Origin of the sequence: Fimbriimonas ginsengisoli Gsoil 348, assembly GCF_000724625.1 — a bacterium.
Classification (GTDB): domain Bacteria; phylum Armatimonadota; class Fimbriimonadia; order Fimbriimonadales; family Fimbriimonadaceae; genus Fimbriimonas; species Fimbriimonas ginsengisoli.
Window position 1 is genome coordinate 4,348,163 of sequence record NZ_CP007139.1, and the last position, 23,675, is coordinate 4,371,837.

Annotated in this window: 18 protein-coding genes and 1 pseudogene; 6 read left to right on the forward strand and 13 right to left on the reverse strand. The window is 58.8% G+C overall.

Features of this window, described 5'->3' with window-relative positions:
• Window positions 1–263: 263 nt before the first annotated feature.
• The 3 genes and pseudogenes from carB to OP10G_RS19540 all read right to left on the reverse strand — a co-directional run.
• Window positions 264–2,153 (reverse strand): annotated as a pseudogene (carB, locus tag OP10G_RS19530) (carbamoyl-phosphate synthase large subunit); the annotation flags it as partial.
• A 14-nt stretch (window positions 2,154–2,167) separates the two neighbouring features.
• Window positions 2,168–3,046 carry an alpha/beta hydrolase gene (locus OP10G_RS19535; protein ID WP_084179542.1) on the reverse strand — a complete coding sequence of 293 codons (879 nt, stop codon included), beginning with the start codon at window positions 3,044–3,046 and terminating at the stop codon, window positions 2,168–2,170.
• A 5-nt stretch (window positions 3,047–3,051) separates the two neighbouring features.
• Window positions 3,052–5,166: a hypothetical protein gene (locus OP10G_RS19540; protein WP_025228747.1), complete on the reverse strand. Its 2,115-nt coding sequence runs from the start codon at window positions 5,164–5,166 to the stop codon at window positions 3,052–3,054.
• A 51-nt stretch (window positions 5,167–5,217) separates the two neighbouring features.
• Here OP10G_RS19540 and xth point away from each other — a divergent pair, with 51 nt between their 5' ends.
• Both xth and OP10G_RS19550 read left to right on the forward strand, forming a co-directional pair.
• Complete coding sequence (gene xth, locus OP10G_RS19545) at window positions 5,218–5,991, forward strand: exodeoxyribonuclease III (RefSeq protein WP_025228746.1); 774 nt, start codon at window positions 5,218–5,220, stop codon at window positions 5,989–5,991.
• Window positions 5,992–6,036: 45 nt separating this feature from the next.
• On the forward strand, window positions 6,037–6,324 hold the full coding sequence (locus OP10G_RS19550; protein ID WP_025228745.1) for a hypothetical protein: 288 nt from the start codon (window positions 6,037–6,039) through the stop codon (window positions 6,322–6,324).
• A gap of 219 nt (window positions 6,325–6,543) precedes the next feature.
• Here OP10G_RS19550 and OP10G_RS19555 read toward each other — a convergent pair whose 3' ends face one another.
• The 6 genes from OP10G_RS19555 to ispH form a co-directional block, all read right to left on the reverse strand.
• Window positions 6,544–6,855 carry a hypothetical protein gene (locus OP10G_RS19555; RefSeq protein WP_144241261.1) on the reverse strand — a complete coding sequence of 104 codons (312 nt, stop codon included), beginning with the start codon at window positions 6,853–6,855 and terminating at the stop codon, window positions 6,544–6,546.
• A gap of 166 nt (window positions 6,856–7,021) precedes the next feature.
• A complete protein-coding gene (locus tag OP10G_RS19560) occupies window positions 7,022–7,444 on the reverse strand; it encodes a type II toxin-antitoxin system VapC family toxin (protein WP_025228743.1) in 423 nt (140 codons plus the stop codon).
• Window positions 7,441–7,659 (reverse strand): FitA-like ribbon-helix-helix domain-containing protein, encoded by a 219-nt coding sequence (locus OP10G_RS19565; RefSeq protein ID WP_025228742.1) that lies wholly within the window; start codon window positions 7,657–7,659, stop codon window positions 7,441–7,443. Before OP10G_RS19565 ends, OP10G_RS19560 begins: the two co-directional genes overlap by 4 nt.
• Window positions 7,660–7,707: 48 nt before the next feature.
• Window positions 7,708–8,754 (reverse strand): tRNA dihydrouridine synthase DusB, encoded by a 1,047-nt coding sequence (gene dusB, locus OP10G_RS19570; protein WP_025228741.1) that lies wholly within the window; start codon window positions 8,752–8,754, stop codon window positions 7,708–7,710.
• A 6-nt stretch (window positions 8,755–8,760) separates the two neighbouring features.
• Window positions 8,761–9,171, reverse strand: coding sequence for a thiol-disulfide oxidoreductase DCC family protein (locus OP10G_RS19575; protein WP_025228740.1), 411 nt, complete (start codon window positions 9,169–9,171; stop codon window positions 8,761–8,763).
• A complete protein-coding gene (ispH, locus tag OP10G_RS19580; RefSeq protein ID WP_025228739.1) occupies window positions 9,168–10,112 on the reverse strand; it encodes a 4-hydroxy-3-methylbut-2-enyl diphosphate reductase in 945 nt (314 codons plus the stop codon). Before ispH ends, OP10G_RS19575 begins: the two co-directional genes overlap by 4 nt.
• Before the next feature lie 106 nt (window positions 10,113–10,218).
• Here ispH and OP10G_RS19585 point away from each other — a divergent pair, with 106 nt between their 5' ends.
• Window positions 10,219–11,853, forward strand: coding sequence for an alpha/beta hydrolase family protein (locus OP10G_RS19585; protein ID WP_025228738.1), 1,635 nt, complete (start codon window positions 10,219–10,221; stop codon window positions 11,851–11,853).
• 699 nt (window positions 11,854–12,552) lie between these two features.
• Here OP10G_RS19585 and OP10G_RS19590 read toward each other — a convergent pair.
• Entirely contained in the window at window positions 12,553–12,924 is a 372-nt protein-coding gene (locus OP10G_RS19590; protein WP_025228737.1) for a hypothetical protein, read from the reverse strand.
• Between the two features lie 345 nt (window positions 12,925–13,269).
• Window positions 13,270–16,803 carry an RHS repeat-associated core domain-containing protein gene (locus OP10G_RS19595; protein ID WP_025228736.1) on the reverse strand — a complete coding sequence of 1,178 codons (3,534 nt, stop codon included), beginning with the start codon at window positions 16,801–16,803 and terminating at the stop codon, window positions 13,270–13,272.
• Between the two features lie 1,066 nt (window positions 16,804–17,869).
• Here OP10G_RS19595 and OP10G_RS19600 point away from each other — a divergent pair.
• Entirely contained in the window at window positions 17,870–18,754 is an 885-nt protein-coding gene (locus tag OP10G_RS19600; protein ID WP_025228735.1) for a hypothetical protein, read from the forward strand.
• A 145-nt stretch (window positions 18,755–18,899) separates the two neighbouring features.
• On the opposite strand, the gene OP10G_RS19605 is transcribed toward OP10G_RS19600, so the two are convergent.
• Window positions 18,900–20,594: a vitamin B12 dependent-methionine synthase activation domain-containing protein gene (locus OP10G_RS19605; protein WP_025228734.1), complete on the reverse strand. Its 1,695-nt coding sequence runs from the start codon at window positions 20,592–20,594 to the stop codon at window positions 18,900–18,902.
• Between the two features lie 183 nt (window positions 20,595–20,777).
• Entirely contained in the window at window positions 20,778–22,052 is a 1,275-nt protein-coding gene (locus tag OP10G_RS19610; RefSeq protein ID WP_025228733.1) for an aminotransferase class V-fold PLP-dependent enzyme, read from the reverse strand.
• A 55-nt stretch (window positions 22,053–22,107) separates the two neighbouring features.
• On the opposite strand from OP10G_RS19610, the gene OP10G_RS19615 reads away from it, so the two are divergent.
• Complete coding sequence (locus OP10G_RS19615) at window positions 22,108–23,106, forward strand: hypothetical protein (RefSeq protein ID WP_025228732.1); 999 nt, start codon at window positions 22,108–22,110, stop codon at window positions 23,104–23,106.
• Between the two features lie 10 nt (window positions 23,107–23,116).
• Window positions 23,117–23,626 carry a hypothetical protein gene (locus OP10G_RS19620; protein WP_025228731.1) on the forward strand — a complete coding sequence of 170 codons (510 nt, stop codon included), beginning with the start codon at window positions 23,117–23,119 and terminating at the stop codon, window positions 23,624–23,626.
• The last annotated feature ends 49 nt before the right edge of the window (window positions 23,627–23,675 follow it).

Here is a 23,675-nt window from a genome sequence, read left to right on the forward strand (position 1 = left end):
GCTGTACCAGGGTAGCTCGTGCCTCGCAACCCTTCGCTACGGTACGCAACCTCTTCGAGGTTGGGGAAAGGGTTGTCGGTGGCGCGGAGAGTGCAAGTACCATGCAATCCTCCTGAGGGGGACCGTGGCGGTTGTTTTACTTGCCCAGCGCTTCGATTCCTTGGAAGATGTTGGCGCCTCCTCGATGTTGGAGAAAGGGATAGAGCCCGGGGTGTTCACGGGGGCTCTAAACGGGTCGCTGGGGTGAGGGGAAACTAGGCGGGGACGGCGTCGTCTTCCTGCTCGAATGTGCCGTAGTAGTACGGGGTGTGGCTTTCGAACTCGCCCGCGCAGGTGTCGACCATCTTGAAGACCGGCATCACCTTTTGGCGCTCGATCTCTCGAAGTACCTGGAAGATGTATTTGCTCCACCGGGAGGCGGCATGGATGAACTCCATTTCGGTGGGGAAGTCATCGCGCTTCGGAGCCCCGGCTTCGTCGAGGGCCACCTGCAGTTGCTTTCCGGCCTTCGATAGATCGGGCTCCGTCTCGCTCGTGAGCGGGTAGAGATCCAGGAAACGCGTCTTAAAGTCTTCTCGGTCCTTGTGCTCGGCGACCCAGCGATTCGATTCGGCGCAGACTCGGTGGTAGGCCCTTAGCATCGCCGAGTTCGCGCCGAGCAGTTCCAAGATGGAGGGGGAAGGGAAGCCGATGAGGAATGCCTCTTCGATCAACCCGCCAAGATTCTCACCTTCGCCCAAAGCGTCGCGGGTTTGAACCAGCCGCTTTTCAACCGCCAGAAGGTGGTCGATTTTGCGAAGGAACCACTTGTCGACCCGGCTTAGCCGGTTGACCTCGTCGACGCCGTATCCGCGGCGCAAACCCTCCGCGAGTGCCCATAGGCGCTCGTCGGTCGGCTTTCGGATGGCGAAGCGAAGCTCCTCATCGGGGAGGGCTTGCATTTTCGGATGGCGCAGATCCTTTTGCTTGATCTCCAATCCGCGGATCGCCTTCATAAAGGCCGCTTCGAAGGAGCGATCGATCGCCATCACTTCGCCAGTCGCCTTCATCTGGGTGAAGAGCGATCGATCGGCAGTGGCAAACTTGTCGAATGGCCATCGTGGAATTTTGACCACGACGTAGTCGAGAGCCGGTTCGAAGCAGGCCTTGGTGGTACCCGTAACCTGGTTTTCGATCTCGTCGAGCGTTTTGCCGACCGCGATCTTCGCTGCCACTCGGGCGATCGGATATCCGGTCGCCTTGGAGGCGAGGGCGGACGAGCGTGACACGCGCGGGTTGACTTCGATGATGTAGTAGTCGAAGCTGTCGGGGTTGAAGGCGAGCTGCACGTTGCATCCCCCTTCGATTCCCAGCGCCTGAATGATCTTCAGCGACGCCGTGCGCAGCATGTGGTACTCGATGTCGCTGAGCGTTTGGGAGGGGGCAATCACGATGGAGTCGCCGGTGTGGACCCCCATCGGATCGAGGTTTTCCATGTTGCAGACGGTGATGCAGTTTCCGTTGGAGTCGCGCATCACCTCGTACTCGACCTCTTTCCAGCCGAGCAGCGATCGCTCGACCATGATCTGGGAGCGCATCGATAGCTTGAGCCCCTTGCGTCCGGTCTCCCACAGCTCGGTTCGATCGTTGGCGATTCCGCCTCCGGTGCCGCCCAGGGTGTAGGCGGGACGGATGATGCAAGGGTAGGGAACGACGTCTAGAACGGCTTCGAGCTCCGCCTCGCTCTGGATGATCCAGCTCTCGGGTACCGGCTCCTTAATCTCGCGCATCAGGGACCGAAAGCTTTCGCGGTCTTCCGCCTTCTTAATCGCGCTAAGTGGCGTTCCGAGCACTTTGACGTTGTATTTTTCGAGAATCCCCTCGTCGGCAAGCTGGGTGGCGAGGTTGAGTCCGGTTTGGCCGCCGAGGGTGGGAAGCAGGGCGTCCGGGCGCTCGCGGGCGATGACCCGCTCGCAGAAATCGACGTTCAACGGCTCGATGTAGAGGAAGTCGGCGACGCCCGGATCGGTCATGATCGTCGCGGGGTTGGAGTTGATCAGGACCACTTGATGGCCCTCCTCTCTCAGGCTTTTACAGGCCTGGGTGCCCGCGTAGTCGAACTCGGCCGCCTGACCGATGACGATGGGGCCGGAGCCAATGACAAGGACCTTCATTCCAAGGCGACAGTCTACCGGACCGGGCCGAGGTGTCCCTTAAGCCAGGTCACGATTTCGTCCATCGCCGCCTGCTCGGGCGGTGCAAAAAGATTAAGTCCGTGTCGCATCCCTTCCACCATCAGCACCCGGTTTTCTACCCCCAGCGCCGTCAGTCTCTTCGCGGCATCCTCGGATTGGCTGGCCGGAACGAGCGGGTCGGCCTTCCCTTGAACGAAGAAAGTGGGCGCGGTTGCCTTGCTGGCCGCTTCGATTGGACTCGCCTGTCTCCGGGCGCTCCTATCCGGCCGGCCCTTTTCGTGCATGAGGGCAGGAACGATTCCGTATTGTTCTCCGGCGGCGGTTAGTGGCGAATTGAGGTCGTGGATCCCGGAAATACTGACGACCGTCTGCACCCGGCTGGAGACTCCGCCGATCGGCTTATCCACTGAGCCGAGCCAAAGCGAGAGGTGGCCGCCGGCGCTTACGCCGGCCGCGCCAATCCATTTCGGATCGGCTTTCAACTCGCTTGCATGGGACCTTAGGTAGCGGACCGCGGCCTGCACGTCGCGGAGCTCGGTTGGCCAAGCTGCGGCGTTGGCCAGGGTGTAGTCGGTGGAGGCGGCTAGGAATCCCGCTTTCGCCAAGCTCCGGCCGATCTCGGACATTTGCGAACGATGCCCTCCGACCCACCCGCCGCCATGGATGAGCAAGACGATGCGGTGGACCGACTTTTCGGCGGCGGGCTCGTACAAATCCATTGACAGCTGCCGCCCGTCCTCGTTTGTAAAGCTTACGACCCTCGGAAGCGGGGCATCCATCTTCGGGCCAGAAATCGGCGGCTCCGGGTCGGCGCCCTTACACCCGATAAGACATAGGCAGAGCAGAGCGATAGCAGGGCGCAAGCGAGTCATTGTGGCTATTGTGGCGGAGGTACGGTTTGGGGAGTGGTCGATTGGTCGCGGATCGTCTTGACAGCCTCGATTCGGGCTCGGTCGACCGCATCCCGGAAGGCTAATGGAAGATTCTGATAGCTCTCTGATTTGCTTGGGGGGAAGAGCGATTCCGACAGCTCGAAGTCATGGGCGACTCCGGGAGCAAAATCGATTCTGAATTTTAGGGTTCGGCTCTTGCCGGTCTGGAAGGCGGTGGTCGCCCGTAACTGACTGGCGCGGCTCTTCTGCGTGGCACTGCCGGCGTCCCCACCCAGAATTCGTCCGAATCCGGCGGCGGTTACCGGCGGACCATTCGGCACCAGTCCCGTCGGGCCAGGCCCTAGCGGTACAACAATGGTCTCGACCGTCTCGCTCACCAACCGGAGCAGGCCGTCGGGCGGCAAACCATTCGGAAGGAGCTCCGTAGGTTCGGGACCGTTCCCCTCCATATCTTGCAACCAGCCTCGCCAGTAGACCAGGGTGCCGAGCCATCCCTTCGCTGCCTCGGGCAATGAGGAAAACGCGATCGGATGTTCTCGGAGCGCTTGACGCATCTCCGTTGGCAGCAAACCGTATAGGCGCAGCTCATCGGTCTTGGTAGTCAGGCTCGAAACGCGACCTCCGCCCGGCAGTAATGCCGAAACGAAGGCGGAGTCCCACGCAATCAGCGGGTACTCGGAATTCGACCCAGCCACGTAATCGGCCGCGTTTTCGATAGTTAGACCCGACGATTCGGAAACGCTTCGGACGAGCTTGCCGGCAGCTCGCCGGTTGATACGATATGTGCGCTCTAAGCCAATTGGAACGCTCCGAATGAGAATCCAGCCGGGTTCGCGCACCGCCATCTTTGCCTCGTCGAATTGGTCAAGGAACTGCGAGGGCTTCGTGGGCTTCTTCCGAGTAGCAGTGTACACATCCAGCGAGAAATCGGAGATATTCGAAATCAGGTTTACGCCGAGCCGGTCGGCGAGGGCTACGTAGGCCTTTCCGGGAGATATCGCCAAAGGCTCGTACTGCTCTGGGTGAGTGATCTGCGGCAGAAAGCTCCTCAGCAAATCGGCGCGATTAGGCGCATTCATGTCCTGGCGAGCTCGGGAGATGAGTCTTAGAAATCCCTCGGCCGTCTCATCGCTTGGAAGCGGCGCCTCATTGGGGTCAGGCTTTTTCGAGGCGGGAGCAGCCGCCACCTTAGCGTCGTCCTTTCCCAGTACGTCCGGTTCGTTTAGCGCAAATTCGGCGTTCTGAACTTCCTTACCTTTCGAATCCAAAACCGAAAGTTTCATCGTTAGCGCGGCACTCTCGGATTCGGTGGTATCGATTGCCAGATTGACTTTGAACTGCTCCGGAAGAGGAGATCCCATGACGGCCGCCTCACCCTCCTTCGCGATTTGTTCATTGACCAATGGTAGAACCAGCCGATCCCAGATTCTCTGTTCGATCACGTATCGCTGGATTGCCGCCTGTGAACTTAAGGGAAGGGATCGCTGCATCAACGTTGGGTGATCGGAGTACACGATCCTAGCCGGAGTAGGTAGGTCGATCCAGTCATTTGGGGGGATCGATTCAAGGATGCGGTAGAGGGCTCGGGTAGCGGGGGCATCGATAGTGTCGGGCCGGCCGGGAAAATCCCCGGTCTTGCCGCTCTCCATTCCCTTTTCCCACTGCTCCATTTGCTTTTGAAACGCGGCATCTCCCTCCAGAGCCCGTCTCGCCTCGCGGTCATCATAAACCGGGTGCTTTCTGAACTCTTCATGGAAGGTCACCAGTGCGGCCTGGAATTGTCTCCTTCGGCTGGCGGTTCGCTCATCTCGCTCCTGCTTTTCGATCTTCATTGACGGCACGAGCTTTCGGATTCCTCCGCTCACTTGCCACTCGCCTCCGGATACCAAGGCAACTCGGCTAAGAAGATCGTCCACCGGAACGTCCTTCACGCGGAGGCAAAGCACCTCGTTTGAAAGGACCGGCGCCGCCTCGAGCTTGACGCCGCTCTGCTGTGAAATTTCACGTAGAACGGCGGGCAACCCGGCGGCCGGGACGGTCAACGAGATCCGGTCGGCTTGACGAAGCGCGTGAAGGGCAAGAAGAACCGCAAGCGACACAATCTCAGGACGAGATACAGGCCCGCTTAGTTACCTGTCAAAATCGGCGAGATGAAGGTCGTCACCTATAACGCTGCTTCGATTCGCGCCCGGATGCCGCTGCTGGTCGAGTGGTTAGCCGAGAACGAGCCGGACGTCGTTGCGATTCAGGAGACCAAGGTAGAGGACGATAAGTTTCCAGTCGAGCCGCTCGCCGACCTCGGCTACGAAGTCGCTTTCCACGGTCAGAAGTCGTGGAACGGAGTAGCGACGCTTAGCCGCCGACCGATCGTCAATTCTCGGTTCGGCTTCGGCGACGAGCTGATGCCGAACGACGCGCGCGTACTGACCTGCGAAATCGACGGCGTGACCTACATCAACACTTACGTGCCGAACGGCAACACGGTGGGATCCGACAAATTCGAGTACAAGCTCCGCTGGCTAGACCGGTTTCGGCAGTACCTCGACCAAAACTTCCGCACCGACGACCCCCTCGTCTGGCTAGGCGACATCAATGTCGCTCCCACTCCCGACGACGTTTACGACAGCAAGCGGTTCTACGGCGGCGTCGGCCACCATCCGGACGAGTTTTCCCGCCTCTCTAAAATCGTCGATTTCGGGCTCACCGACGTCTTCCGCAAGTTCGTGCAGGGCCCCGGCCACTACACCTTTTGGGACTTCACCCTCCCGCGCGGCGTGGATCGCAACCTCGGTTGGCGCATCGACCATATCTATGCCACGGAGCCGCTGGCACGGCTTTGCACCGACTGCGTCATCGATAAAGCCGCCCGCCAACTGGAGCGTCCCAGCGATCATACGTTCCTTACCGCCACCTTCGATATGTAAGCAGGGCAGGGAACCGGGCTGAACTGTAGACGCTCCGATAGGGTGATGAGCGTTATTTCCTCTCCCCCATACCCGACCCGGATTCAAGCCGAGCAAGTAGCGGGCCTCCTCGTTCAGCAGGGGCTCCCAATGGAGAATATCTTCATTCGCGACGAGGTCCCAGCGTACGGGCTGAATCTCGGAGCCGGGGTTCCGACCGAGGCGATCGATGCCATGGTCAACGAGCACGACGATGAGGTTCGGCCGGCCGGAGCCGTCGGCGGTTACGTCGTCGAAGTGGAAACGGGCGGCGATGCTCTCAACGAGCGCGTCGCTCAAGAGGCATTCGGTTAGCCGTCGCTATCGGCATCTTCACCGTCGGTCGTCCCCGTAGAATCGGCATTCCGTCGTTAGTTGTCCGAGGAACGACTCTGATGAAGTACTGGAACTTCGGTGGTGTAAGAGCGAGGGCGGCAAGAACGGCGAGCATAATAAACCCTTTGCATTAGCAGTGCGAAGGGGCGGCTGGGGAGTTCAGTCGTTATCGGAAAACTTCCTTCCGCCCTGTTTCCACTACATGACCCGCACGAGATGGACAGGCGGGTCATTGGGCAGCCCCGTGGTGAACGTTAGCTCCCGTCCATCCGGCGAGAGTGAGAAGATTCCGCTTCTCAAGCTCTCGTCGGTAGGCTTGCGGCCATCGCGATGAGCGTAGATCGCCTCCGCGGCATTTTCCGAAGCGACGTATTCGCCCCGCGCGGTCATCCCAGGCCCCTTTACGCTGACCCGGCCGTCGCCAGTGAACCGCACGATCCAGTCGTTCGCCACGTAACCTGGCCCCGGCCCCCAATCTCCTTGGAAGCGATTCGGGGCGGTCTGAGCCATCCTTTGCGGACGCGAGTCTCCGAAGGGCTCGCGAACTTCCTGGCAGCCCGCGAAAATGACAGGAATCAACAGCACGGTGGCAAACGGGAGCGCACGCAATAGCATCCTGCCCCTTAGGAGTGTGTCGCTTGTTAAGTTTGTTCCACGGCATCCGGTCCGAAAAGCGCTACTCTTCGTCGCCCACCCAACGCAGATACCGGCGCATCGGGCCGGTGGAGAGCAAGGTGAACCACCATCGGTCGGCTGTTACCAGCTTCGTCCGTTCTCGCATCGCCAGGGCGAAATAGACCGACTCGTTGAAAGTGCGCGCCGTCGCGGTCGCAATCTCCAGGGCAGCGGGCGCCAGCTCGCTGGGAGAGACCGTCGTCAGCGGGAGTCGCCGGAGATTGGCTAACACCTTGTGAGCGTCTTCCCGCTTCATCTCTCCGCTCTTCACCCGTCGCCAAAGGACGGCGCCTACCTGGCCGAAGATCAAATCGGGAACCACGACTTCATGGGCGTGGTTCGCCACGCGCAGCGCCTCTTCTGAGAACGCTTCGTGGAAATACCATTTCAGGACGACGCTTGCGTCGACAACGACCCGACTCACTTACGCGGAGCCTCGCGTGCAAGCTCGCTGCTATCTGAGTAGGAGCGTCCGGAAAGCGCTTCGCGAATGCGAAGAAGCTCCTCCCAAGGGTCGCTGGCGGCTTCGCGCAAAATTTCCCGCAACTCCGCCTCCAAGCTCCGCCCGCCGGCTTTCGCCCGCCTTTTGAGGGCGTCAACAATGTTGTCGTCGAGTTGGCGAATGAGAACCTGAGCCACGATAGCAAGACGATAACAGAATGCGCTTCGGTTCCGCAACGGTAAAAACTACCGCGCCGCGGTTTGCGCGGCAAACTCGTCCAAAACCGTCTCAAACTCCGCCACCGTCGAGCAACGGGTAAGGCGGTCTCGGATCTGCGACGCTCCGACCTCCCCCTTGATGTACAGGGGAATTTGACCCCGCAACGCCCGACAAGCCCTAAACTCGGCATCGGCAAACGCAGGATTCGATCGGGCTTCTTCGAAGCTCTCCGCGTCCGCCTCGCACGCTACCATCATCCGGAGGTGTTCCGTCGCTACCCGAATCCGCTCCGCTAGAGTTGGCGCGGGCATCGGATCCTGGCCCGTCATAGCTCGCTGAATGTCGCGTAAGGCCCAGGGGTTGGAGATGGCGGCCCGGCCAACCATGACGCCGTCGCATCCGGTTTCGGTGAGCATCTTGAGCGCGTCTTCCGGCTTCTTGACATCGCCATTCCCGATGAGCGGCACCCGAACTGCCTCGCGCATGTCTGAGATCAGCTTCCAGTCGGCCTCACCCTCGAACCCTTGCTTGGCAAACCGCGCGTGCAAGGTGATCATCCGGGCGCCGGCGTCTTGAAACCTCCGCGCCAAGTCCGGAGCGGCGAAGAGGGAATAGTCCCAACCCGCACGCACCTTTACCGTTACGGGAACTTTGACCGCTTTCACTACGCTAGCAACGATTCTCTCAGCGAGTTCAGGGTCCTTCAAAAGAGCGGCTCCGGAGCCGGTTTTGCAAACCTTCGGTACCCAACAACCCATATTGATATCGACGATATCGGCGCCCATTTCTTCGGCGATGCGAGCGGTCTCCGCCATAACGTCCGGTTCGCCCCCGAAGATCTGAATCCCCATCGGCCGTTCGCCGGGATGGATCCGCATCTTCCGGAAGGTTTTCGTCGCGCCATAGTGGATTGCCATCGCGCTTACGAACTCGGTGAACATCAGCCCCGGCTGGGCGATCCGCTTGGCAATTAGACGGAACGGAAGATTGGTGACGTCCTCCATCGGAGCAAGGAGCAACGGCACCTCGACTGGGATCGAGCCGATTTTGAAGCCGGGAGAGGGTTGCGACATGGCGAATTACGGAAGAAACAAGGCCCTCTCGGCGGGAGTGGGCAGGCGGCAAGAATCTTTCTTGCCGAACCAGCGATAGCGGTTCTTCGCTACCAAGCGGTAGCCCCAGTCGCGAAGCGGGCGCGGGATCACCATGCCCAGGGCGCCGAGGAAGCCGTAGAATCCGCCGAGGTGGCGCAAGACCCCCAGGGCGGCGGACGAGCGGACGTGCTTGCCTCGGTCGTCGACGAGCACCACGGTCGACAGTCCCTCTTCGTTTGCGTATTCGGCGACAATCTGTTTTGCCGTGTCGCCCTGCAGCGACGAATATCGGAAGCGCCGTGCCTTATCGTGACGGATAACCCAATCGACGGAGGCGTTGCACAGGTTGCAGACCCCGTCGAAGAACAAGGTTGGATGATCTAATGCGGGGATCATCGGGACATCGCGAGCTGAATCAGATCTCTCGAGGGCTTGAATGTCACATCCTCCTTGATCGTTTCCAACACGGTTACCGGCACATCCGGCCGACCTTTGAGAAGTTCGCCGATCACCTCTTCTACGAGCTGTTCCGGGGTGGAAGCGCCGGAAGAGATGCCGATCGTGCGAAAGTCCGTCTTCCATTCCGGCCGAATTTGATCCGGGCGGAGAAGGAGGTGTGCCTCGGGTCCGATCCCCTCGGCTACCTCGCGAAGGCGATTCGAATTCGAGGAGCTTGGGGAACCGACGACCAGAACGAGATCGCACTGCGCGGCCAACTCACGAATCGCCATTTGACGATTCGTCGTCGCGTAGCAAATATCCTCTTTCTGCGGACGCTCCAGGTGAGGGAACCGGCGCTGCAACACGTCCATCGTGGCCGAGACTTCGTCCACGCTAAGGGTGGTCTGCGTGAGCACCGAAAGCTTCTCGTGAGGCGGCAACACGAGCCTTTCGGCATCCTCGGGAGTCTCGACGAGGGTCATCCTTCCGGGCGCCTCGCCCATCGTCCCCTCGGCTTCTACATGGCCAAGGTGGCCGATGTAAACCATGTAATACCCCTTGGCGGAGTAGTGCTTGGCTTCGTTGTGAACCTTGGTGACGAGAGGGCAGGTGGCGTCGATGATCGTCAGGCCGCGTTCCTTGGAATGAGCGCGCACATCGGGCGAAACGCCGTGGGCGGAGAAGACGACGACGGAGCCGCGCGGAACGTCGTCGATATCTTCGACGAACACCACCCCGCGTTGCTCGAACGAGCGCACGACCCACTCGTTGTGGACGATCGCATGCCGCACGTAGATGGGAGCGCCGTGAATCCGCAGGGCAAGGTCGACGACCTCGATGGCGTACGCTACGCCGGCACAAAAGCCCCGCGGGGCGGCGAGGATGATTCGCTCCACGTCCGATTCTACTCCGCGGGATGGCCGTGCGTTTTCTTGATTGCGGTAGAGGCGTTTGCGGGCGGGACGCCCGCGCTTCGGTGGCGCATCCGTCTATATTCGTTCTATGGACGCGCGGATGGTGAATCGGATGCTGGAGCAGCGGGTGCGAGACCTTGCGGCAAAGAGCCCCTCGGGATCGCTCGAGGAGCGGCGGCGGACTTTGCGCAAGTCGCTCGGACTGGAACCGATGCCGCCGCGGACGGAGCTAAACGCGCAGGTAACCGGCATCCTCATGCGCGACGGTTACCGCATCGATAAGCTTCGATATGAATCTCGTCCCAGGGTGCTCGTCACCGCGCATCTGTACCGGCCGGAAGGTGAAGGGAAGTGGCCGGTCATCCTGCGTCCCCACGGGCACTGGGACCACAAGAAGAGTGCGCGAATCGTTCAGGCCGGCGCTATCGGACTTGCGCTCGCAGGCTTTGCAACCCTCGCCATCGACTCTCCCGGCGTGAGCTGGGACGATAACCCGCAGAACGAGCGGCGAGAGATGGGGCCGCACGACGACTGGTTCCTCTCTATGGGAATGCCGGTCCTAGGCGTTTATGTGTGGGATGTTCTTCGAGGGCTCGACTACCTGGAGACTCGTACGGAGCTCGACACTACCAAGGTCGGGATCACGGGCGCCAGCGGCGGCGGGGCCACGGCGATGTATGCCTTTGCCCTGGACGATCGGATCGCCGCCGCCGTCCCGGTCGTCTCGGTGGCGAGCTTGGAGATGAACCCAAACCTTGGATGTCTGTGCAACCATCTTCCAGACCTGATGGCGAACGGCGATCGCTCCGACGTGCTCGGGATGCGAGCCCCGAACGGTGCGGTAATGGTGCTAGCGGCCGAGGTCGATGAGGAGTTTCCGATCGAAGGACATCTCCGAACCGAGGAGAAGCTCAAGCGGATCTACCGCCACCACCGGTGCGAGCACAAAGTCCGCTTCGAGCGGTTCTGGGGCGGGCACGATTACAACCGTCGGATGCGGGAGGCCGCCTTGGCATTCTTTACCGAGCACCTCCGAGGCGCGAAACCGGCCCCGTATCTCCCCGAGTCGCGCCCCCTGTTCGACGGAATCCTGAACCCATATCCCACCGGCACGGAGGACCCCACGAACCCCGCGCTTCTGGTTACCGAGTCTCACGAACGCTCCACCAGGAGCTTCCGGGAGCTGCTCGGCACTGCGTTGGCCGAGCCGTATCCGGAGCCATTGAACAGCGAGCCGCGGGTTATGTCGTGGCGTCGCTACGGAAATCTGCTCGACGTCAGGCCGGGAGCCATCGTGGCGATCCACGACTCGACGGTCGAGAACCCAAAGGAAGCCGGATCGATCGTCCTTCCGATCGAGGAGGTCGACCAGCGCCTCTGCATCATGCTCGGCCTGAGCATGGCCGAGCTATTCGGCCAGCTCCTTCACACCTTCCTCCCCGGTGGTCCGGAGGGTTGGGAAGTCGCCGGCGCAGGCATCGCCGGGGACGCGCTGACGTCGATGATCGCGTCCGTTCGAACGCTTGTTTCCACTCCCGAAGCACCGCCGAAGCTGATCGTCGCCGAGGGCCCAGTCGCCAGCCTTGCCGCCCGCTTCCTCGCCCGCTACCGTCCCGATCTCGACGTTCAGGCAACCCACCTCTGGACCTCATGGCGCGAAGCTCTCGACCAAAACATCCGCCAAAACGCCCAGCCGAACGCTCGCTATCTGGACTGGGTGTAGCAACCTTGATAGACTGGGCGACTATGTCACGGACGTTGAATCGGTTGAGGTTTTCTTCTCGCCACTCGTGCAAGTGAAACTGCATGCCATCCCGGTCTCCGTCCTTGGCGAACCGTTCGATGATTGAGGCATGCTCTAGCCGCTCAAGTTCGAAGTCTTGAACTTCTCTGGCAGGGTATTTGGCATGCCAACCCTCAAAATATTTCCGCATATTTTGAACCTCTCTTAGCGTTTCATCAAACCTATTTAGCCGTGCATACGTGGCAGCCTTGTCAAGAAAGTAGATCGAATCCCGGTGCGGTAGTGGGTAGTGGTCAAGAAAATCAATAAACCGTTCTGGACTGCGGAAACGGTCCAACATTGGTAAGCCGATGTCACGCATGATCCTCTCGGGATCGAGATCCGGCTCTACCAGAGAATCTTGCACGTAGACTGGGAACGCATCGATTCCCCAAAGTGGGGTTCTTCGGAATTCGCCGACCATACGAAAGCCTCACGAACGCATTCGGTATGTGCAGAGGAAAGCCGAATGGCTGCAGCCACCGGCAACGTTGATCCATTGAAGTGTGATCAAAACTGAATCCGAAAAGGAATTCTTTCACTGGCGCGTGGATGAGGCATGTACCCCTCCTGGCGAAGGAGGAGAAAGTGTCCGATAGAAGGGAAGCAGCCTTCGGTTCGGGTGCCTAGATGCCATTGTTAAGGGTCCGCGACGTCGCGGAGGTTGTACCGATCCAAGTTTTCTTCACGCCACCGAAGCAACTGAGTCTGCATGGCCTCGCGGTCTCCGGCCCGGGCGAGGTCTTCGATGACCAAGGCATGCTTGAGCCGTTCAAGTTCGAAATCGTGAAGTTTCTCTCCATCATGCCTTGCAAGCCAATCGTCTTGGCCCTCGCGGAGATTTCCGATTTCCTCCAGAGCCGCATCAAAATTCCCGAGGCGGGCGTGCGTAGCCGCCTTGTCGAGAAAGTAAATCGACCCCCGATTGGGGAGCGGATAGTGATCAAGGAATTCTAAGAACACTTCCGGGTTGCGAAAACGGTCGAGCATCGGCAGACCAATGTCTCGCATGATCCGCTCTGCATCAAGATCAGGCTCTATGTGTGAGTCGCGAATATAAACGGGAAATGCGTCGAGCCCTCCATTCGGATTCTTTGGAATCCTTCTCCCATATGAAAGGCTCTCAAAACACTTCGGAACGTACACTGGGCTGCCAAAGGGCTGGAGCCATCGGCAGCGTTTGTCCATTGCTGTCGGATAAAAATTGAAGCCGAAAATAAACTCTCCGATGGGAGTATGTATAAGATTCGTTCCACACCCGACATAAGAGTCGAACTCCCGTCCCAAGCTTCTGAAGAACGGGAGTAGCTCTCGATTGGGTCTCGGTCGCCGCATTTTCGAAATTTACTCCTACCCCTAGCGAGGGATCATGAGGCCACTGGTTCCTGGTACCTTGAAGACCGGTGGATTGCCGTATTCTACTGGAAGCTCTGCCTTGATAGCTCTTATTCTGCTTTCTGGAAGGCGGGCAGCGCCGAACTTGTGGTCGAAGATTGCCAGGACATTATCGAAGTAGCTAAGGACAACGTCGCAACGTACGGAACCCTTCTGACCATAATACTTAGCTGGCTCCTTTCCTATAAATGACTGTTCGACCTTCACCGTAACACTTCCAAAATCTGTCGCCCTGAGCGTATTTGCAACTGAGGTGTGGGCCATCGTTCCGCCAGCGGGACCGCTCTCGGCATCCTTGCCGGTTTGTTCGACGAGAGCGAAAATAAGGGCGACCGCGCGCTGAACTGCCACGGGTTGCCGTATATACCACGCGTAGCACTGCCAGCCCATCCGCTGGGCCAAAGTTTCGGTGCCCGCTGTGGCGGCTTCTTCGGCCGCCGCTTCCGAAGCTTCCGCCGCTAACTCGACCGCGCAGTCATCGAGGTCGCCCGCCATTCCGAACCCCGACGGGTCGATGTATCGAAGCGGATTGTTGCTTACGTAGGCGTACCAGTTCTTGCCGTCGCCCACCGGGTCGCGGGTGATGAAGCGGCCGGTGCCGGAATCGTAGTATCGATTCCCGAGCAACTTCAAACCGATCTCGGAGTCGTCCTGGTAGCCCGGCCCGCCCGCGTAGGTTAGCGGACCCGGTGCAACCCCCGTTTGGGAAAGTAAATTCCCGAACGCGTCGTAGCCGGCGTCAAAAGTCTTGGCCTGTGAGCCGTTCACCGCCAGCGAGTAAGTTCCTTGGCGGTCGCCCAAGTAGTACTGGCCCGATGAGTCGCCCACGCCGGGCGTGTAGAACTTCACTCCGTCCGAGAGAAGCGAAGAGAGGGGAGAGACTCCGTTCCGCTTGTAGGTTCGAGTGCCAACCGAGGTGCTGCTCTTGCCAACCCGAGCATTTGCCCCGTTATAGGTGAAGTTGGTCGAGTACGTGCTGCAGTAGGTTAGGCGATCGTCGTAGTCATAAGAAAGATTTGTGGTGGTGGACGGCGTCGAAACCTGAGTAGTTCGCCCCGCGAGGTCGTAGGAGAACGTTTTGCTCGAACCAGGCCACGTAATGGAAAGAAGCTTGTCCGCGCCATCGTAGGTATAGCTCTCGACGACACCGTTCACGGTGCGCGTCAAGCGGTTGTCATTCCCGTCGTAAGTGTACGAGGCCGAGTAGCCTGTTTTGTTCTCGGATGTCAGGCGGTCGAGACTGTCATAGCCGTAGGTCGTTTGAACGCCGCCTGCGATCTTCGAGCTGAGATTAGATGCTGCGTCGTAGAAATAAGCCTCAGTACGGATAACGGTATTGTCGGCTTTCCGGTGCTCGATTTGACTTGATCTACCACGAGTGTCATAGGCAAAGGTCGAGTAGGTTCCGTTACTATGTGTTCGGCGAGAGATTCGCCCCGCAGAATCGTAGAGAAGCGTAGTTGTCTTGCCTTGAGCATTAACGAACGAGCCAAGCTGCTGCTGAGTGTTGTACGAGTAAGTAGTGGTTCCCACCCCCGCTTCCTGCATCGTCACGCGTCTGCCAAGGGAATCGTACGTGTAGTTGATCGTTCCTTGTGGGCTAACGAACTGTGTGACCTCGCCACGGTAGTTGTAGACCCATGAGTGCGAACCAGTCGCATCGGTCATGCTCTTGACGGGTGGGTGGGGGGTGTTGTAACTACCGTATCCGAAAGTGGTATCGACTCCGGTCGGGTAGTCGACTTTCGTCAGACGGCCCATTGAGTCATAGGTGTACTTGATCTGATCACCCAAAGGGTTAGTTCGTTGGGAATAGGCTCCGCTTGCGTTGTAAGCAGCGTATTCGCAAGAGTTATCCGCGAGAAGGGAACTGTAGAACTCACCACGGGGCGTGTATCTGAAAGTTCTTGTAAAGTTCCGACCGTTCGTAATCGACGTCAACAAGCCGTCCGCGTTGTAGCCTAAGCTCTCCGTTACGTTCGCTGCGTTCGTCTGACTTGTGCGCCACATGGCGTCGTTGTAGTTAAAGTTAGTGGTGTGGTTCTTCTCATCGGTGATGGACTTGACATTGCTTTCGGAGTCGTAGGAGACCGTGACGGTCGTGTTATCCGGGTTCGTCAAGGTAATGGGTCTGTTCCAGTTATCGTACGCGATGGAGGTGGTCTCACCGGCGGCGTTTGTGCAGGAAGTGACGTTTCCAAGTACATCGGAGGAGCTAGTCTCAACATAACCATCGTGGTTTGCCGTCAAGATGTTGCCGTTGCTGTCGAAGGTGAAATTATCGTTGTGTCCCCCCGATCCGTGCTGATAAGTTTGGCCGTAAGAACCAATGGATTCTGTCCATACGACTTCAGCGCTGGTGTCAATCGTGTCCTTTGACGGTTTCCCGTTTTGGTAGGCGATCGTGTGAGATTGATTCAGCTCGTCCGTATAGTAAATTATGTCGTTCGTTGAGTTATAGCCGAAGTCCTTGATTCCATCCGTGGGCGTAATCGTCCTTGTAAGATTTCCATTAACTCCGTATTGGAACTGCCAATTGTTCCCGCGCTTGTCGCGGTAGTACGTTACATTTCGAGAGGCGTCGACGGTCGACTGATCGCTATACCCGGCTGGATCCGTTTCACCAACGTAAACGCCCTGCTCGTAGTGGTGCGTATAAGTCTCCCCACCCGGAAGGGCAAAGGAAGTTGAAGAGCCGTTGTAAGTGTAATTAGTTTGGTTCGCAAGTGGATCTTGGAATAATGTCAGTCGACCTGCGGCGTCGTAGTCACATGGCCAAACTTTGCCTCGTAAGTCGGTTTCGGTAAGAATCGGTGCGTTCGGATTATTGGTGTCCCACCGGTAAGTGAACCGTCGGGCATAACTGACTCCGTCGACGGGCGGGTAAGTGAGTGCCGTCAATGTGTTCTGAGAATAGTTCCGCGTAAGCGTCCACGTTCGGTATTGAGGATCGACGATAGAGCTATAGCTTGTGCTGTTACCTTGGTTGAACGTAATGGTTCTGCCGGTCGGATCAACGACAGACGTTATCATCATCGTATTTGGGTCGTGATTGACCGTAATAGTGTTGCCGTTACGATCCTTGATATCGATCAAGTAGCCTCGGTTGTTGAAGTCGTAGACGATCTGATCTTTTCTGGTGATTTTCCAACCAGTAGTAGAGCGATAGAGGGTCTCATAAACGCCCGGAGGCGCCGTATAAACTCCTGGAGATCGGGACCAACTGGTGTACTTATAAGAGGTTCCGTTCTCCCAAGTCACAATGGCCGTCTTTAGTACTGGCGTCGAAGGTGGGTCTGTTGTGTACGAAGCCATGCTATCTTCGAAGACTGTAATGTCGAAACTGCTTCGCCAGCTCTTCGGCCATCCAAGAGCGCTAGCGCGTCCAATCGAATTGTGATAGAGGTTGAACTCCATCGAAAGCTTGGCGCCCCGCACGGGCCAATTCACGATTGGAATCGTAGTAAGCCGGTTACCGGTATTGGTATTCACCATGCCACTATCGTGAGCGCCGCCCCCAGGGCCCCAGTGCTCCCATCGTGTGCCTCCACCGCCTGGATCCCCGGCCGCACCAGTGGATGTTCCGGTTGTGCCTCCTGAAGTTCCTGTTGTACCTGCGGAGGTGCCTGTCGTCGACGAACTCGTTCCGGTAGTGCTACCAGTAGTGGTTCCTGTCGACCCGGTCGTACCGGAGGTTGTCCCATCACCGCCGAGTCCTCCGCCATTGGGATTTAGCGTTGCCGCAACTGGTGCGGCTTCCGGTAATAACTGGCCATTCTCTTGCAGAGTTTGAACCTTTCCTAGCTCGGTGACAGAACTCGCATCCCAAACGCCGCCTCGCCCTGCCTCATCACGAGAGGCATCTGGAGGCTCGTTAAAAGGGACGATATCGTCCGTGTACATCCCCGGCTCACCTTGCGCAACCCGGGCGCCGTAGCGGAGGACGGAATTTATAGATCCCGGAGCTGACCCGTACAAGACACAGAGGGCGAGCCCGATACAAACACGACGAAACCAGGGCCGAGTCGGCATTTTGCAAACTGACATATTGCACCAATCGCGCCGATTCTAACCGAACGGTCATCAATTTGTTCGTACCTTTAAGTGAGAATTACTATCTTCGGTCGCGGCTTATGATGCAGAACCTTAGGAATGAGATACCTGTAGAACCGCGGCCTTGGCCGATTGGGGGCGAACGAATCACGGTGCCAAACACCAGGGTCGAAGGTGTGGACCAAAATGTGCCTAAGCTGGTTGAGTTCCCTCACCAGTCGTCGGTGGCTCCACTTCGGTTGCGTCCTCAGCTCAGCGATAGCTGGTCATGCATCGAATGAATTGTCGTTCCGTCGACGGTTCTAACTTTTCGGCAAAGTGATTGCCCGGTAGCACGGAGCTATGAGCCGCCATTTCCCGGTGCCTCTAGAAAGCACCCGAAACGCTTCCCATCCCTTGATGGCTATTGTAAGAGCGCGCTCTCGACCAAAACATCCGGCAGAACGCCCAGCCAAACGCTCGCTATCTGGATTGGGTTTGAACCAGAATCTTAACGAACACTCGTTCAATGACGATCGTCTTTGGTTGGATGTTGCAGATGCCTCTGGGTCGGATTGCCTTTCTCACTCTAGTTGCCGGCCTTGGTGCTTTACTCGCCGGTGGTTGTGGCGGTGGGAGCACGGGACGCTCGTCTGTGTATCCGTTGTCCGTTGCCCGCCTTAAGACGCTCAATCGAGGGCTGTTCATGTATATGGGGGATTGGGACGAGCGGCTGCCGTTGGCTGACTCCTGGATGGAGGGGCTGACTCCTTATGTCCACGATCCGGAGGCGTTCCACTCGCCCGCGCTCGAGGACTCGCACTTTGGATACGCGTTGAATTCGGCAGTCGCCGGTCACACCTTTACCGAGTTTTCAAGCCCGGCATCGGTCGTCACGTTCTTCGACTCCAGGGTGTTAAGGGCAGACGCGACGGCTTCGCTGGACACAATGCCCACGCCGCCGCGGTACATCACGCGGAATACGATCGCCTATCTGGATGGCCACGTTCAGGACGAGATCACCGATCAAACTCCCCCGGCCGACCTGTATCAGGAGTCGCGCACACGCCTCAAACGCGTTGCGCTCGGGATGGCGATGTACGGTAGCGATTACGACGACCGGCTTCCTTTCGCCGGCAAGTGGATGGACCAACTCTCGCCTTACGTAACGACTGCCAACAGTTTCCGCTCGCCGGCGGTGGAGCTTGCGAATCCAGCGAATTACGGCTTTGCCCTAAACCAGGGGATCGCTTCGCACAGCTTCGCCGAGTTCGACAATCCGGCGACGATGATTTCGATCTTCGATTCGACGCTCCTGAACAGAAACGCAACTGGTCCGACGACCACGGTGCCGAGTCCGCCCAGATACGGCTTGAACAATACGATCGCGTATCTCGACGGGCATGTCCCGTAGACGGTTCTGCGACCCGCTCCGGGGTCGGTTCAGACCGGCACCTCTTCCCCGGGTAGGAAACCCGGGGCTAATTTCTGGCACCCTTCCAGGGTGGATGCGCGGAAGGGAGAATGCTGGCAGGGGGCCATGTCAGCCTATGCAGGAATTAGCGGATGTTGAAGTACTTCGCGTCGGGATGGTGGACGATGATCGCGCTGGTGCTTTGCTCGGGGACTAACATGAATTCCTCGCTTAGCTCCAGGCCGATCTCTTCCGGACGCAGGAGATCGAAGAGCTTTGCCTGATCCTCTAAGTTAGGGCAGGCGGGGTAGCCGAAGGAGTAACGAGCGCCGTGGTAGCGGGCACTGAAGAGGAGCCGCATCTCCTCGGGCTCCTGGTCGCCGATTCCCATCTCGAGGCGGATCTGACGGTGCCAATACTCGGCCAACGCCTCCGCCGTCTCGACCCCCATGCCGTGTACGTACAGGTAGTCCTGGTAGTCGCCTCGATCGAAGAGACTCCTTTCCAGCACAGAAGTATCTCCGCCGACGGTGACCACGTGGAAGGCTACGGTATCGACAATTCCGGAGCCTACTGGCTGGAAGAAATCGCTGAGGCACTGACGCCGGCCGTCTCGCTGGCGAGGGAAGTTGAACCGGGTTCGCTCGGTTCGGGCGTCGTCTTGATAAATGATCAGGTCGTTCCCTTCGCTGGCGCAAGGGAAGTAGCCCCATTTAACGCGCGGCTTGAGAACCGACGCCAACTCTCGCTTGAGACGCTCGAAGACCGGTTCGACGTTTTCCGCGAGCCATTGGGTGAATTCCGGGTTGGACATGCCGTCCGGGCGCTTATATTGCCACTGGCCACGGAATAGGGCGATCGGGTTGATGTACTTGTACAGCTCGAAAATGTCGAACTTGGTGTGCTTGCGGTCGCCGTAGAAAGGGAGCTTCGGCGGTTCGGCGACGGGCTCGACATCGGAGCGCTCGCCGGTGAAGACGTAGAGCGCGGAGTCGATGACTCCGACCCGGTGGCTCTGCACCCGGGGCGTCGCCTCATCGACTTCTTCCACCGCGGGAGCCGGACGCTCCAAGGTTGCGGTGCCGGTTCGGCCGAGATCGCCCATGAGGCGCAGCCCCTCGAAAGCGTCCTGGGCGTAAAAGACCTGGCCCTCGTAGATGTCCCTAAGATCTTGCTCGACGTATCCTCGGGTAAGCGCGGCTCCGCCGAGAATGACCGGCATATCGCTCAACCCGCGCTGGTTCATCTCCAGCAGGTTGTCGCGCATGATGAGCGTGCTTTTTACGAGGAGTCCGCTCATGCCGATGACTTGGCAGCGGTGTTCTTCGGCTTTTTCGAGGATCGAGTTGATCGGTTGCTTGATGCCAATGTTGACGACCCGGTAGCCGTTGTTCGAAAGGATGATGTCGACGAGGTTCTTGCCGATGTCGTGGACGTCCCCGGCGACGGTGGCCAGCAAGATCGAGCCTTTCTCCGATCCTTCGACCTTCTCCATATGCGGCTCCAGGTGGCGCACCGCCGTCTTCATCACCTCCGCGCTCTGGAGCACGAACGGAAGCTGCATCTTGCCGGAGCCGAACAGCTCACCGACGGTTTTCATACCGTCGAGCAGGATCTCGTTAATGATCTGCAACGGCGGATAGACGGCCATCGCCTCGTCGAGGTCGCGCTCGAGGTTCTTCTTGATCCCGTCGACGATGTGCTTCTTCAGCCGGTCCTCAACGCCAAGCCCTTCGAACGGATCGGCCGACCCGCTGGAGAGCTTAACCGTCTCAAACCGCGCCATCAACTCATGGAGCGGATCGTAGGTACAAACCTTCTCCGGACCGGCTTCAGACACGGTTAAGAAGGATACCGGGGTTCGGATGGGCGTTGAGCGTTAAGGCGTTGGGCGTTAGGCGGGAAGGGGGTTCGAGTGTTATGGTATTAGGCTGTAGCAGAGGTGGCTGCCTGTCTCATAGGTCTCAGGGGTGCCATCCGTCCCGTCGACGGAAACGCCCAACGCCTTAACGCCACAACGCCCTCATCCAATTCCTTTCGTCGCGGCAATCCGCATCGCCTCCGCGAAGCGATCGATTTCGTCGACGGTCGAGTAGACGTTCGGGGTGACTCGGATACCGGACATGTGATCGGTGCCGATCGTTGTCGTGTAGATCGAATGCTTGGCCAGGAGCCAGGCCTGGAGGTCGCCAGGCTTGATGTCGTCGATGGAAACCAGGGTGAGGGCGCACGAGTGGCGGGGATCAAGGTTGGTCGAGAACTTGACCTTCGGCAGGTCGACGATCTTGTCGGTCCATCGATGTCGTAGATAGCGGAACCGGGCCGCTTTGCGCTCGACGCCGATCATCTCGTGGAAGGTGAGGGCCTCTCCGATCGCGTTGTGGTTAGCCGCTGGGTGGGTGCCGATCTCTTCGAACTTGCGGATATCTCCCTTCTGAGCTTCGCTGGAAGCCATCAGGGACCAGACCTCGGGAATGCGCGATTTCCGGATGTGGAGAAATCCGGTACCGAGGGGCGCCATCAGCCACTTGTGGAGGGACGTCCCGTAGAAGTCGCAGGCCAAGTCGTCGCGCATAAACGGGAACTGGGCAAACGCGTGAGCCCCGTCCACCAGGACGGGGATCCCATGCCGGTTGCCTAGCTCGCAGACCTGACGGACGGGGAAGATCTGACCGTTCAAGAACGACACCTGAGAGACGAGGATCAGCTTCGTTTCCTTTGTGATCCCTCTTTCGAAGATGTCGACCAGCTCGCGAGGATCTTTCGGAACCGTCGGCGGGACCACCTGAACCATTCGGATGCCGTCACGCCGCTCCCGCTGCTGAAGCGTGGTGATATTCCGGGGGTAGTCGCTGGTGGTCGTCAGCACCTCGGCGCCGCGGGGGAGATCCAGACCGAAAAGGACATTCTCCAGCGATTCACTCGCGTTGCGGGTGATCGCGATCTCTTCGGCGTCGCAACCAAATGTGCGGGCGAGGCGGCGGCGAACGGATTCGACTTCCGGTTCGAGCTGCTGCCACATCACCTGGCTGGGAGCCTGATTACTGAACTCGATTTGCCGCCGCAGTACGTCTTGCACGACTCGCGGTGATGGGGAACAGCCGCCGTTGTTGAAGTTGACCACGTTCCGATCCAGCGAGAACGCTTGCTGAATCCCGCCCCAAAACTCCTCGTCCTGCGCGGCTACCTCCGGGTCGGCGTCGGTGGTGAGCATCAACCGTTCGACCCGGTCGAGCGTATCGTTTCGGAACGCCGCGAGCGCCACGGCGGCGCTCACGAAGTGGCGACGTGAAAGCATTTGTCCATCATGCGTCAACTGCTATCCTCCGTGTATCTCTTGAGGGATTTGCTTTATGAAATCGTTGCTTCTAGCCCGCATTGCCATTGTTGCTTCATTGCTTGCTCCCTATAGCTTGGTCATCGCCCAAGGCGTGGAGACCGATCCGGCAATTTCTGGCCTGCTTAGCGGGCTTCGAGTCCCGCTGACGATGCAGGCGGCCGATCTCAGCGCCGACTATCACGCGGTTCGTATTTCTACCGGCGCGGCTCCGGATCCGGTCGCGGGCATGTTGCCGTTCATGATGCTCGGCGTCTCTACGACGGGAGGGGCGCAAAACCTCGACCTCCAGAAGGCGCTAGCTCTTAGTTGGACGAAAGGGGATATCGTGCTAGTTGGCGCCGAGCGATTCCTGGTTTCCTATAAGCTCGACCTCAACCCGGTGGATTTTGTCATGAGGACGGCACGCGTTCCGGGTCAAGAGGCGGAGAAGCCGGCACCTTTGCCCACGGATCTGCGGCTGGCCCTCGTGAAGCTGAACGCGATCCAAGAAATCGAATACGCGCCCAAGATGACTCCCGACAACTTCCGAAGGATTCTCGGTGCGGGGAGAGCCCCGACAGTGATGGACGCGGTGGGGGAGAGGGCCGACGAAACCGTAACGGTGAGCAACATGAAGCAGGTTGCGCTGTCCCTAGTTATGTACACGAACGACTATGACGACGTTCTGCCTTACGCTCAAGGCACTCACGCGGTTCAGTACGTGACCTACCCGTACCTGAAGAACATCAAGGCGTGGGAAACTAGAAACCCCAATGGAGGGGAGTTTAGATTCAACCTCGCGGTGGGAGGGGTAAGTATGCCCGCGTTCGAGGCCCCGGCGGAAACCCCGATGGTTTACGAATCCAAAGCCTGGCCGGATGGCAAACGAACCGTGGGTTTCCTGGATGGCCACGTCAAGCGAGTGGATCAGGAAGAGTGGAAAAAGATGCAGAAATTCCTAACCCGTTGGCTTCCGGCATCGGGCAAGCCTTTTCCTCTCAATTACGGAAAGGACTGGAAACCGGCGGGATAAGATAGGCATTATGCGTCGCTCTCTCGTTTTTGCCCTGTCGGCGGTCGCGGTGGCTTCTGCCGTCGGCTTCCAGCGCCAGCTTAGCCCTCAGTTGCAGGTCAAGCAGATCGGGGCGGTCGTCAACACCAAGGCGCTGGCGATCGCGCTCAATATGTATGCCGAGGACGCAGACGGGATCTATCCAAACGTTCGTAATCTGAAATCGCTCAAGGTGGTGACTTGGCCCTACGTCAAGGACAAATCCACCTGGAAAACCGAGAACCCGAAGAGCGAGATCAGGTTCAACAGCTCGGTCGGCGGGGTGGCCAAAGCGTCGATCAAAAACCCCGCGGAAATCGTAATGTTCTACGAATCGAAGCCGTGGCCGGATGGTCTCCGGGCGGTTTCGTTTGTCGACGGCCACGCCCGCCTCGTTCACACTTTCGACTGGGGGAAGATCGCCGGCACCCTGGTGAACCGGGATCTCGCGAAGGTGGCGCTGCCGCTACCGGAAGATCTTGGCAAAGCTTGGAAGGACTGAGCCAGAAAAATAGCGACCTCGGGAAGTTGCCTTCCCGAGGTCGCTACGC